The organism is Paenibacillus sp. yr247, assembly GCF_900103825.1.
In the GTDB taxonomy this organism is placed as follows: domain Bacteria; phylum Bacillota; class Bacilli; order Paenibacillales; family NBRC-103111; genus Paenibacillus_E.
Genome location: NZ_FNIF01000008.1, coordinates 58,672 through 70,764 on the forward strand (window position 1 = coordinate 58,672; position 12,093 = coordinate 70,764).

Genomic DNA, 12,093 nt, shown 5'->3' on the forward strand with positions numbered 1-12,093 from the left:
TCAGGTAAGAATAGTATGTTCTACCGTTATCGGTAGCATTCAGCCTGTGAATCCGTTACAATAAGAAAGTACAAAAACCGAATTTGAGAAAGATAAGAAGGTGGATCTCATGGCAGAACAAAACAGTATATACGGAGGACAAGCCGTCATTGAAGGCGTCATGTTCGCAGGAAAAAATGTGCATGTAACCGCCGTGCGCAAAAAAGATGGTTCCCTTGATTACTTAGAAGTACCGAAGAAAGTGATTCCTTGGGTCCAAACGCTCAAGAAAATTCCGTTCGTTCGCGGTATTGTGGGGATCATAGAATCAAGCGCTAAAGGCGCGCAGCATCTGAACTTTTCGGCTGAATCCTTCGCTGAACAAGAAGGTGAGGACAACAACAGTACCAAGAAAGAAGAGAAATCAGGCTTCTTTTCTAATATCTCGATGATCCTTGGTGTGGCTGTTGTGGGTGTAATTTCGTTCCTTTTCGGGAAATTCGTGTTCACTTTGGTCCCAGCTGTCATTGAACAGTTTTTGTTTCAAAATGTATTTAGCAATCAATTTCTTCATAATCTTATAGAAGGTGTTATCAAGATCATCTTGCTTGTTGGATATATTTATTTCATATCCCTAACACCTATGATTCGCAGACTTTTTCAATATCACGGAGCTGAACATAAAGTCATTAGCGCTTATGAAGCAGGTGTAGAGCTTACGGTTAGCAATGTACAGAAATTCAACACGCTTCATTACCGTTGCGGCAGCAGCTTCATCGTATTCACAGTTTTGATTGGTGTAGTTATTTACTCTTTCCTACACTACGATGGATATGTCGAGCGTATCCTGCAGCGTTTATTGTTACTTCCTGTTGTTATTGGTGTTTCCTATGAGGTATTACGATTCACCAATTCGCTTCGAGAGGTTCCTGTCCTTCGTTACTTAGGTTATCCTGGACTTTGGCTTCAACTGCTTACAACCAAAGAACCTGAGGACAGTCAGGTTGAGGTGTCCATCGCCTCATTCAACCGCATGCGTGAAGCGGAACAACGAATTTTGGAGGGACGGGCATGAGAAGAAAATTTTCCCCGATCGAGGTCGCCATTTCGATTTTGATTGCGATTGGTTTGCTAGTAAGTTTGCGAACTTTATTCATTCCTATTCTCGTGTTAGGGATTATCTTTCTTCTTTATAAATTCCCGCCTTCTCGTTGGAAAAAGACTTCGATTGGTCGGGGTCCTGCCAAAGGAAAAAGGAAAAACGCAAAATTTCGTGTCATCAACGGGACGAAAGAGTCCGAATCAGATGATTTCCCGAAATATCATTAAACCGCTTAGTTTTAATTAATTCGCAGTACGTACTTTTCATAGTTCTGTTCATAGGCTTCAGCGGACCAGTTGTTGAAATAGTCATTGGAAGCCTTGAACCCTGATTCGTAAAGCGAGATACTCAATTCCTTTGATAAGTTAAATTGCGTATTTCCCACACCTAATGTAGGGATTTTGACTGTTCGGAACCGGTTCTTTTGTTCAATGTAACGCTCATCATGAGCGCTGAGCATCGTTCCAAATAGTGCTTCCAACATGGTAATCGGTCCTTTAATTTTATGTGTGGGGGTTTCACTTTTACCAACTAATTGGAAACCAATAACAGGTATGATATCATCGCGATCTGTTTCACGATCGAACACCCATAGGGGATAGTTGCTTAACAACCCTCCGTCTACAATATAATAAAATTGCTCTGTGAAAGGCGTTGCCTTTGCAGAGCTTTTTATTTTGCGCCGAATCATGACGGGATCAAAGAAATATGGAATGCTTGTGCTCATCCGCACAGCTTTGGCGATAGAGAATTTGCGCGGATCAATCCCATATTGCTCAATATCATCAGGTAATATAAGAAGCTTACCCTGTGTAATATCTGATGCAATGATGCGCAGCTGTTTGGGTTTCAAGTCACCGAATGTACGAATACCCTTCGCAGTTAACTGTTGATTTACCCAAAACTCAAGCGCTTCTCCGGAGTACAAGCCCTTTTTGATAAGCAGCCGCGCTGCTGGACCAATGATTTTGGTATTAAAAATAGGTGAGCGCTGCAAAAACGACCTGAAAGGTGCTCTCAGGATTAATTCTTTCATCTCTTCTCCTGTATAGCCTGCGGCCAAAAGAGCCGCTACGATGGATCCTGAGCTTGTACCTGCGACTTGATGGAAGACATGCCCCTGTTTCATGGCCGCACTTACTCCACCCGCCAGTGCAATCCCCTTTACGCCCCCACCCTCGAAAACACCGTTTATTTGCAATTCGACACACCTCCCAGAATGGAACTTAGGGCTTACTTTGTTATGTATGCAGAAGCAGTTTGGTTATATACCCATAAAAAAGACAGAGCACCGCGAATTGCGGCCTCTGCCTAGTTATCAGCTTCTAAATCTTTACGAACATTCATGAGTTCATCCATTCGGCTCGGTTCCCTTCGGAAATATTCCAACAACGTTTCAATACAAGTAATGGAATCCCAGCTTAGATGATGCTCAATCCCTTCAACATCCTTATATATATTGTCCTCTTGGACACCAATTGTCGTTAAAAAATTTTCCAGAAGTTGATGACGGTCTACTAAACGCTTGCCCATTTTCTTCCCTTTTGGTGTTAACATGAGTCCGCGGTATTTCTCGTAGATCAAATAATTATCTTTGTCCAGCTTTTGTATCATTTTAGTCACGGAAGAGGGGTGCACCTCAAGCCCTTCAGCAATGTCGGAGACACGAGCGTAACCTTTCTCGTCAATAAGCTTATATATTCTCTCCAGATAATCTTCCATGCTTGGTGTAGCCATTGCTTTATTTCCCCCTGCTTATCCTTTATTTCCTGTCCATTGCTTACCTATCATAATGCATCAACCCAGATGCGGTCAAATATCCCATGGTTCATCAAGTCAGGTCCCCGGCCCACTAATGAACAGGAACGAATACGATCGCGAGATGCTTAAACGAGTCTCACATGTCTACGAAATTACTCCCCAGACCCGTGCCAAGTACGACTGTTTTCGTACCAGAACTTGTTTATTTCGAACCTGATGCGATGAACTAGCCTAAGGGACAACATACTTATGAATGGGCCAAACAGCAAGGCTTTGAGACGAAGCCGCCAAACTGTACATTGAGGAGCGAAAACCCGAGATCACTCGATTCGTGGCAGCAGGTAAAGTAGACAAATTCGGCTATCCACTTGGTTTCATTACGCAAATTTAACATTTGAAATGATTTAGCATCGATTCACGAGAACAGCCAAATATCATCGAAAAACGATATCGAGCATTTACGTAAACTTACTTTTAAAACTATTGATCTTAAAACTTCAACCAATCAGGGGTTATGGTGTTTAGCCAAAGCGTGATTTGCGTCATTTTACCTGTATAGAGCAAAACAGCAATCACGACCATCAGACCCCCTCCTATTTTCATAATGAGGTTGGAATAGCGTAAAATCCATTTGGTTGTACCGATAAAAAAGGAAAGAACGAAGAATGGAATCGCGAAGCCTAGTGAATAAGCGGTCGTTAATTGGAACCAAGTACCTGGCTCCGTCGTAGCCAATGCTAGGATAGCCGACAGAATCGGCCCTACACAAGGGGACCAACCTGCAGCAAACCCCATACCCACTAGAACAGAGCCAATATAACCCGCGGGACGAAATTTGATCTGCAATTTTCTTTCCTTCATTAACCACTGCGGCTGAAATATACCAAGTAGAAACAAACCCATAATAAAAATTAATAAAGCAGCTATCTGCCGAAGCAAATCACGATAATCGATGAAAAAATTGCCGAGGAAGCCCGCCGTCAACCCTAATGCATAAAAGATGATCGAAAACCCAACGATAAAACTTAATGTATGAAGCATCGTCTGGCGTCTAACCTGAGAAGAAGGTTCCCCTGATTTCAATTCACTAACTGAAATTCCCGTTATGTAGGATAGGTAAGAAGGATATAATGGCAAACAGCATGGTGATATGAAAGAAGCAATTCCCGCCCATAAGGCGATCCATAAATTAACAGAGTCCACGTTAAAACCTCAATCCTCTTTTTAGAATAATCCCGATCAGCATCGCTATGAGTGTTAAAACAACAGTTCCACCCGGTGCAAGATCCCAAACTCCCGCTACGACAAGTCCAATAATAACAGCAATTTCTGAAAATAGGATCGCTAAAAAGACCGAGTGCTTAAAGCTGCGCGCGATTAACAAACTACATGCGACAGGTATGGTTAATAGAGATGAAACAAGCAGTGCTCCTACAATTTTGATAGCTACTGAAATAACAAGCGCAGTAAGCATCGTAATCATCATATTATAATATTTGAGGGGAAGTCCACTAACACTCGCTGCATCCTCATCGAAAAACATGAGAAAAAACTCTTTAAAATGTGATGCTATTACGCCGATTACAAGTACACAAACACCCAAAACAACCCACAAATCTGTTGAATCCAGCGTGTAAATACTACCGAACAAATAACTCATAACGTTCATGTTAAAGCCTTTGCCAAGTGTAAAAAGAAGAGTTGCAAGCGCAACGCCCCCTGACATAATAATAGCAATAGAGAGCTCCGCGTAGGTTTTGTAGGCTTTACGCAGCCGCTCAATTGCGAAAGATGCCAGCAAAGCAAAGACGAGTCCGACGCCCAATGGATACACGTTAATGAGAAATCCAAGCGCTACACCTGCAATTGAAACATGCGCAAGTGTGTCCCCAATCATCGACAACCTCCGAAGGACAAGAAAAACGCCCATTAAAGGCGCCGTAAGCCCAATCAGTATGCCACCCAATAATGCACGTTGAAAAAAGTATTCCGTGAATATGTCCAAAACGCCCGCTCCTTACTGAACTCCGATCATCTCACGAATCTGGCCGAGCGAGTGTGTCAAATTCGTCTCACGGCAATCCTCGGGATCATGGGTATGTTTCACATAAAACTTAATGCCGCCACTTACCCGCTGCGGCTCTGTACCTAGGTAAGACTGCATCATGTCCATATCATGGGATACCATGATGAAGGTCATATGATGATGCTGGTGCATATGACGGATCATCCGAAAAAATCCGACCTGAGTTTCAGCATCGATGCCAACCGTCGGCTCATCCAGAATGAGCAGCTCCGGGTTGTTCACAATCGCGCGCGCGAGGAAAGCGCGCTGCTGCTGTCCCCCCGACAGTTGACCGATGCGTCGGTCAGCCAAGTCCTCGATGCGCATAGCGAGCATCGCGTCTTCGGCCTTTTGACGGTCGGCCTTCGATAACCGACGATAGACCTGTTTCTTGCTATACAACCCCGATAGCACAATTTCACGTACAGTCGCAGGGAATAAGGGGTTGAACGCATTCTTTTGGGGAACATAGCCGATACGTTCCCAATCTTTGAATTGGCTCAGCGGTCGGTCAAATAACCTGATTTCGCCATCGGTCGGCTTCAACAGACCGACAAGCATTTTGAGCAGCGTTGTTTTCCCAGCCCCGTTTGAACCAATGACACCAACAAAATCCCGTTCAAGCACATCAAAACGAAGCTTCTCAATGACTTTCTTATTTTCATAGGAGAAAGAAATATTATCAATAGATACGACACTCTGATGGCAAAACTCTTTATTGCTATTCTCCATTTTCTAACTCCTGACTCCATAGGAATGGAACTATTCTTCCTTATTGTAAGGCAATAACTAAGTTTTTCAAATTTTTGTCCATAATCGAAATATAATTTTCACCAGCCTTCACTTGCTCATCCGTCAATCCCTCAATTGGGTTAAGCACCATTGTATCCACTTTAGCATCTTTGGCCAATGTTTTTGCCAACTTATCCGATACAAGCTCTTCAAAGAAAATATATTTCAAACCATGATCTTTGATGTATTCATTCATTTTCTTCAGATCCTGAGCTGTGGGCTCAGCATCCGGTGATAATCCCATAATCGACAATTGTGTTAAGCCATAATCTCTACATAAATAGGAAAAAGCCTGATGGGAAACAGCAATTTCTTTCTTCGAAGTTTGAGCGAGTTCTTTTTTGTAACGAGCATCTAAATCAACCAATTTCGCTGCATAATTCGTATAATTTTGTTCAAAAACATCCTTGTGGGCAGGATCTGCACTAATTAGCGCTATTTTAATATTATTAGCCATTTTCACAGCGTTTAACGGGCTTAACCACGCGTGAGGATCAAATTCTTCCTTATTTTCCGTCGTTTTTATTAAGTCTGCCCCTTTGCTGGCCTCTACTACCTTTAATGTTGAATCTATTGGCAGACTTCCAAGGAAGTCTTTCACCCAACCCTCAAACCCAGCTCCTTGATACACAAATACTTGAGCTTGTGTCATATTTTTGATGTCCCTGCTCTTTGGCGACCAATCATGCGGTTCCACTCCTGCTGGGACTAAATTAATGGTATTCACATACTCCCCGCCAATGTTGCGGGTAAATTCATAAAGAGGATAAAAACTGGTAACCACATTGACTTTGCCTTGAACCAACTTCGCATTTGAACTTGGAGCATTTCCACAACCAGCCATAACAACGGTGAAAATAGCCAAAACGACTATGTAAAGGAACCTCTTATTTCGTATCATCAAAATCACTCCGCCCATATTCTAAATCGTAATAATTTTTATTAACGAATTGATTATACGAGTACCCATACCCGAAGTCAATACATTTGATAGTGTAAATAAAAAAGCCAACTGTGAATTTCCCAGCATGGCCCCACTTTTAACAATGAATTGTTTTCTGTCCGTTTATTTCGATTTCGATTGATCAGCGTTATCTCCTTGATCCCCTGAACTATCAGAACCATCCCCATCCGAGGTGCTTGTATTCTTTTTACTGGTTCCGCCGTCTTTTTTGGTATCCGATGGTTTCTCACTTTCCTCTTTTAACTTCTTATAACGTTCTTCCGACTGCTTAATAAGCTTTTGATCCTGCTCCATCTTATGTTGAATAATCTCATTGTACATCTCATATTGCTTTTTCAACTCTTGATTGATGATACTTTCTTTTCCCTTCGTACTTTGTGCTTTGGATTCTGTATCTTTCTTGGCGTCATCCTTCTTCTTAGACGAGTCTCCACCGAATAGCGTACAAGCCGCCAGAAGAAATACCATAACTGATATACTGACTAATTTTAAAATAAATCGTATACTCATCTGTCTCACTCCGTGGTTAGTTTCCCTTAGGTTGCCCCACTCGTATTAAAACAAATACCAACTCAAACACCCCATACCTGAAATATAAGGGATGGGGTGTTTTTTGTTGGTTTACCTCTATTTCACAATAGAACCATTCGGCATCAAGTCCGGTACAGTGGCTAGCGTCAACTGATCGCCGTGTGAAGCGGCGAGAATCATCCCTTGCGACAGCTCGCCGCGCAGCTTGACCGGCTTCAAGTTCGTGACGCAAATCACTTTGCGTCCAGCAAGCTCTTCGGGCGAGTAAAACTTCGCGATGCCCGAAACAACCTGGCGCTGCTCGTACCCAAGGTCGAGCTGCAGCTTTAGAAGCTTATCGGCGCCTTTCACAGGCTCCGCAGACAGCACTTGCGCTACTCGCAGCTCCACCTTAGCGAAATCGTCAATCGCGATTTCGTCCTTCGGTTCCGGCGCGGCTGCGGTGGTGGCAGCAGCTGCAGGTGCTGCCGTTTTTCCTTCGTCGGCGCTAGATGCAGCGCCGCCTCCCATGGCCTGGACGATGTAGGCGACTTCTGCCTCCACGTCCAGTCTTGGAAACATAGGCTCTCCCTTTTGCACTTTAATGCCAATAGGGAGATGCCCGAAGGATTGCACGCTTTCCCACGCGGTCAAGCGTTGGAGGTCTTCGGCAGCTAAGCCGAGCTGCTGCCAGATCAGTTGCGGCGTCTTTGTCAAAAACGGACGCAGCAGCACGGATGAAATGCGCTGGGACTCAGCCAGCACATACATCACGGAGCCAAGTGTTTCGCGCTTGGCCTCATCCTTCACCATCGACCACGGCTGTGTCTCATCAATATATTTATTCGTACGGCTAATGAGCTGCCATACGGCTGAAAGTGCGATGGAGAATTCCATCTTTTCCATCGCCTCTTCGTACTTCGCTACCGTAGATCGGACAGTCTCCAGGAGACTTTCGTCAAATTCAGTAGCTCCCTCTATATAAGCGGGAATCTTCCCTGCAAAGTACTTATCGATCATCACAATAGTACGGTTCAATAGATTCCCCAAATCATTAGCGAGGTCATGATTTACTCGCTCAACAAAACTTTCCGGCGTGAACGTACCGTCAGCCCCAAAAGGCACCTCACGCATCAGATAATATCGCAGCGCATCTAATCCATAACGATCGATCAGCGTAACAGGATCAACAACATTCCCTTTGGACTTCGACATCTTACCGTCTTTCATGAGCAACCAACCATGTGCAAATACTTTTTTCGGGAGCGGCAAATCTAGAGCCATCAACATAATTGGCCAATATATCGTATGGAAACGAACAATTTCCTTACTCATTAGATGCACATCAGCAGGCCAATACTTCTTAAATTTGCTTTCATCGTCCGAACCATAGCCAAGCGCGGTAATGTAGTTAGATAGGGCATCGATCCAGACGTAAATCACATGTTTTGGATCCCCTGGAACCTTGATTCCCCAGTCAAACGTCGTTCTAGATACAGCCAAATCTTCAAGACCTGGTTTAATGAAGTTGTTCAGCATTTCATTTTTACGCGACTCAGGGTGGATAAAATCTGGATTTTCCTCATAGTACTGCACTAAGCGGTCTGCATACTTGCTCATCCGGAAGAAATACGTTTGCTCCTTCATTTTCTCCACAGGTCGCCCGCAATCCGGACAATTCCCATCTACCAACTTGTTCTCCGGGAAAAAGGATTCATCCGGAATACAATACCAACCCTCATACTCGCCTAGATAAATATCCCCTTGATCAAGTAATCTTTGAAAAATCTTTCCAACGGCATCCTTATGACGAACCTCAGTTGTTCGAATGAAATCATCGTAGGAAATATCCAACTTGCCCCATAGTTCTTTAATCCCTGAAACAATCTCATCTACGAATTGCTGTGGTGTCGTTCCTTTCTCCTGTGCCTTACGTTCAATCTTTTGCCCATGTTCATCGGTACCTGTTAAATACCTTACATCAAAGCCGCGCAGCCTTTTGTAGCGGGCCATTGCATCACCGGCTACCGTCGAGTAGGCGTGACCAATATGCAGCTTGTCACTTGGATAATAAATCGGCGTTGTAATGTAAAATGTTTTCGATGGTGTAGACATCATTCGTTCCTCCTAGCAAATAGTAAAAAACACAAAAAGCCCTCATCCATCTTGGGACGAGAGCTGAACTCACGCGGTACCACCCAGGTTCCCCCGCCTTTCACAAGCTCGGGGCTCAGTAAGTCTATAACGACTTGCCCATTAACGCTGGGACACGAAGCCAGCTTACTCCCACGCTTGCATGTTTGCTTCACAAACGCAATCTGGGCAGCTCGAAGGCCTATTCTCCGGGACCATCTTCCAAACTTACTCCTATACCGGCTTTCACCTGACCCGGCTCTCTGTTTATAGGACTCCGTTTGTACTTATCCGTTCATCGAAACCATATATAACATCTCAAGGCAAATATATCGAAAAGAAGAGCTACATGTCAAGCAGACTGATCGTTATGCGTTAAATTCTCCGATCGTGCTGGTACATAATCAATACCACCTGGATGAAAAGGATGGCATTTACAAATCCGTTTCATTGATAGCCATGAACCCTTCAACGCACCGTGAACTTCAATAGCTTCTAAAGCATATTGCGAACAAGTGGGATAGAATCGGCAAGTAGGAGGCTTCAACGGCGATATAAACTTCCGATAGAAATGAATAGGAACTTGTAAAGTCCTTCTCATAATAGCCTCTCTCCCAAAATCCTTAGTTTTTCAGAACATGTTACTCCTCCATAATGCCTGAAAAAAGGGACTGGGTCAATTCATGTTGTCGTTCTTAGAAAGGAAGTTGAAAACACTTAAGAAAAGTAGGATATAATTGGACCGAAATAAACGTCTTGATCCAATTATCAAACGATTCCGAACTAACGTTCACAAATCGGGATCGATTCTTATTATAAACATATTTCTGGTAATCGTTTGGTAAAATACTTCGTATCGTCAATTTGGAATTCAGTCTATTTATCTTAGACTCTAGGTATGAGCATAGATCCCACTCTTTGGGGAAGGTTTTGATTTTATTGCTTTGTGGTGTTCCCTCAACAGTTTCCTGATTAGTATGGTCTTTAAAATCAGGAGATACTGAATTTCTTGCTTTTTGAAATAAATTAAGTCTATTTTCTTTAAACAAATGTGCAAAATGAATTTTCTTCAGCAACAATTGTGCGCTTCTATAATTAATTTGAAGGATTTGAGATAGAGAACTAGCTGTATAATCTTTCCCTTCTTGAATGAGAAGTTGGATAGCTCGGAACCAATGAAGTAGAGAGAGCTTGGATTTGTGCATAATCGTCCCAGCAGTTATAGAGACCTGCATTCTGCAATCCTTGCATTCTAATAATCTACGAGTTCGGATAGTGAAAGCTTCGTGATAATCACAACGAGGACAACAAAACCCATTTGACCAGCGCAATTCCATCAAGAATTTCTCGCAATCCTCTTCTGTCTGAAATCTATACGACTGAACATCCATAATTTGTAGATCCATGTCCTCACCCCCAAAAAAACAAACGTTTGTTCTTATTGATATTATATCAAACATGTGTTCCATGTGAAGTGCTTTTAAATCAATTTTCTCATAGAATCTAAGTAATTTATTAGATTCTGTTTTATCTGCAAATTATATTTTTCGTGCATAGTTTTATGGGGAAGACAGGATCTTGGTTAAACGAGATTCTGCGACATATACAAAAAGCGTCATTAAAATCATCGGTAATGAAAATGAATTTTGGTTTGCAGAAGATCTATGAATAAGTTGGGGAATTTGGGCAGTTCTGGCAGCTCTGGGAGTTCTGGCAGTTCTGGCAGTTCTGACAGTTCTCGTAGTTTACGTAGTTCGGCAGTTCTGGCAGTTCGGGCAGTTCTCGTAGTTTACGTAGCTCTTGTAGCTCTCGTAGCTCTCGTAGCTCTGATAGTTCGGGTAGTTCAAGCAGTTCGGGCAGTTCGGGAAGCTCTGGTAATTCTGGTAATCCTGGTAATTCTAGTAGCCGAGTTAGTTATGGTTCTCCATGTTCTGGAGGTTCGAGTAATTTGGATGATATCGTTTGAGAATATAATTTAGCTTTGCTTAGTGTAATTGATTGTTTTAATCTTTGTAGATATAACAGAATTTGCACTTGAGGGTATGGGATCGGGAAAACAAATGTAATTTATGATTGTACTGAGGTTTAAGAGAATTGGACTTGGATGGTTTCAGGTTTGTGGTCATGATTATGGTTTGATGGTTTGATGGTTTGATGGTTTGATGGTTTTATTGGTTTTGTTGGTTTTGTTGGTTACGTTGATAATGGTGCAGTTGCGTTACTGCATGATGGAGGTTTGCGCGTAGTCGAGTTCTTAAAGGGATACAGCGAATGTGTCGTATTGAGAGCCCTCTGGGAAGCAGATCAGTATTACTTCGGCTTGAAGCGTGCCGCGGTTATCTTTGCCATCGTTTTATTTGACGGCGAATTCGACTACATCCACTCTGCGGAAGTTGTCGGCATCTTTTTTTCATGCAATAAGCCTGTTGCGCTTAGGCAAATCGCTATAGGTGAAATTTTTACCTAAAATACAAAAAACCTCTATTCTTTTGAAATACGACCGAGGTTATTTTTATGATTATGTTATATTTTCCACTAGAAAGAGAACACCTTTCGCTGGAAGTGTGACGGAATTGGCTACAAGCTGCCCTGTTAACAAATCTATAGCTCGAAAGCCTCAAAGTTCTACATTAGCCTTCTGAGCATTATGAATCAGAATAAATAGATACGATTCCTTATTTTTGGTTCTTTGTGAAATTTCTACACCAGGAGCAGGGGCTATTGGCGCAATGATTTCTTTGTCTTTGCATAAATTACCAATTCGCAGATCTTCATTTATGACCTCTT

Annotated in this window: 13 protein-coding genes; 3 read left to right on the forward strand and 10 right to left on the reverse strand. The window is 42.7% G+C overall.

Annotation, left to right across the window (positions count from 1 at the left end):
* Nucleotides 1–109 precede the first annotated feature (109 nt).
* Both BLT91_RS15995 and BLT91_RS16000 read left to right on the forward strand, forming a co-directional pair.
* Nucleotides 110–1,054 carry a DUF1385 domain-containing protein gene (locus BLT91_RS15995; RefSeq protein ID WP_090822628.1) on the forward strand — a complete coding sequence of 315 codons (945 nt, stop codon included), beginning with the start codon at nt 110–112 and terminating at the stop codon, nt 1,052–1,054.
* A complete protein-coding gene (locus tag BLT91_RS16000) occupies nt 1,051–1,308 on the forward strand; it encodes a hypothetical protein (RefSeq protein ID WP_090822630.1) in 258 nt (85 codons plus the stop codon). Before BLT91_RS15995 ends, BLT91_RS16000 begins: the two co-directional genes overlap by 4 nt.
* A gap of 11 nt (nt 1,309–1,319) precedes the next feature.
* On the opposite strand, the gene BLT91_RS16005 is transcribed toward BLT91_RS16000, so the two are convergent.
* From BLT91_RS16005 to BLT91_RS16050, 10 genes are all read right to left on the reverse strand, one after another.
* The gene (locus BLT91_RS16005; RefSeq protein WP_090822632.1) at nt 1,320–2,282 is read right to left on the reverse strand and encodes a patatin-like phospholipase family protein; all 963 of its coding nucleotides are present in this window, start codon (nt 2,280–2,282) and stop codon (nt 1,320–1,322) included.
* A gap of 110 nt (nt 2,283–2,392) precedes the next feature.
* The gene (mntR, locus tag BLT91_RS16010) at nt 2,393–2,818 is read right to left on the reverse strand and encodes a transcriptional regulator MntR (protein WP_090822634.1); all 426 of its coding nucleotides are present in this window, start codon (nt 2,816–2,818) and stop codon (nt 2,393–2,395) included.
* A 513-nt stretch (nt 2,819–3,331) separates the two neighbouring features.
* The gene (locus BLT91_RS16015) at nt 3,332–4,045 is read right to left on the reverse strand and encodes a cytochrome c biogenesis CcdA family protein (RefSeq protein WP_090822636.1); all 714 of its coding nucleotides are present in this window, start codon (nt 4,043–4,045) and stop codon (nt 3,332–3,334) included.
* A 1-nt stretch (nt 4,046) separates the two neighbouring features.
* Nucleotides 4,047–4,847 carry a metal ABC transporter permease gene (locus tag BLT91_RS16020; RefSeq protein ID WP_090822638.1) on the reverse strand — a complete coding sequence of 267 codons (801 nt, stop codon included), beginning with the start codon at nt 4,845–4,847 and terminating at the stop codon, nt 4,047–4,049.
* Between the two features lie 12 nt (nt 4,848–4,859).
* Nucleotides 4,860–5,639 (reverse strand): metal ABC transporter ATP-binding protein, encoded by a 780-nt coding sequence (locus BLT91_RS16025; RefSeq protein WP_090822640.1) that lies wholly within the window; start codon nt 5,637–5,639, stop codon nt 4,860–4,862.
* A gap of 40 nt (nt 5,640–5,679) precedes the next feature.
* Complete coding sequence (locus tag BLT91_RS16030; protein WP_254776987.1) at nt 5,680–6,543, reverse strand: metal ABC transporter solute-binding protein, Zn/Mn family; 864 nt, start codon at nt 6,541–6,543, stop codon at nt 5,680–5,682.
* Between the two features lie 222 nt (nt 6,544–6,765).
* Nucleotides 6,766–7,173 (reverse strand): hypothetical protein, encoded by a 408-nt coding sequence (locus tag BLT91_RS16035; RefSeq protein ID WP_090822645.1) that lies wholly within the window; start codon nt 7,171–7,173, stop codon nt 6,766–6,768.
* Between the two features lie 117 nt (nt 7,174–7,290).
* The gene (gene metG, locus BLT91_RS16040; RefSeq protein ID WP_090822647.1) at nt 7,291–9,288 is read right to left on the reverse strand and encodes a methionine--tRNA ligase; all 1,998 of its coding nucleotides are present in this window, start codon (nt 9,286–9,288) and stop codon (nt 7,291–7,293) included.
* 370 nt (nt 9,289–9,658) lie between these two features.
* Nucleotides 9,659–9,907 (reverse strand): membrane protein insertion efficiency factor YidD, encoded by a 249-nt coding sequence (gene yidD, locus BLT91_RS16045; RefSeq protein ID WP_090822649.1) that lies wholly within the window; start codon nt 9,905–9,907, stop codon nt 9,659–9,661.
* 94 nt (nt 9,908–10,001) lie between these two features.
* A complete protein-coding gene (locus tag BLT91_RS16050; RefSeq protein ID WP_175532328.1) occupies nt 10,002–10,712 on the reverse strand; it encodes a transposase in 711 nt (236 codons plus the stop codon).
* An 830-nt stretch (nt 10,713–11,542) separates the two neighbouring features.
* Here BLT91_RS16050 and BLT91_RS16060 point away from each other — a divergent pair.
* Nucleotides 11,543–11,773 (forward strand): hypothetical protein, encoded by a 231-nt coding sequence (locus BLT91_RS16060; protein ID WP_090822656.1) that lies wholly within the window; start codon nt 11,543–11,545, stop codon nt 11,771–11,773.
* The last annotated feature ends 320 nt before the right edge of the window (nt 11,774–12,093 follow it).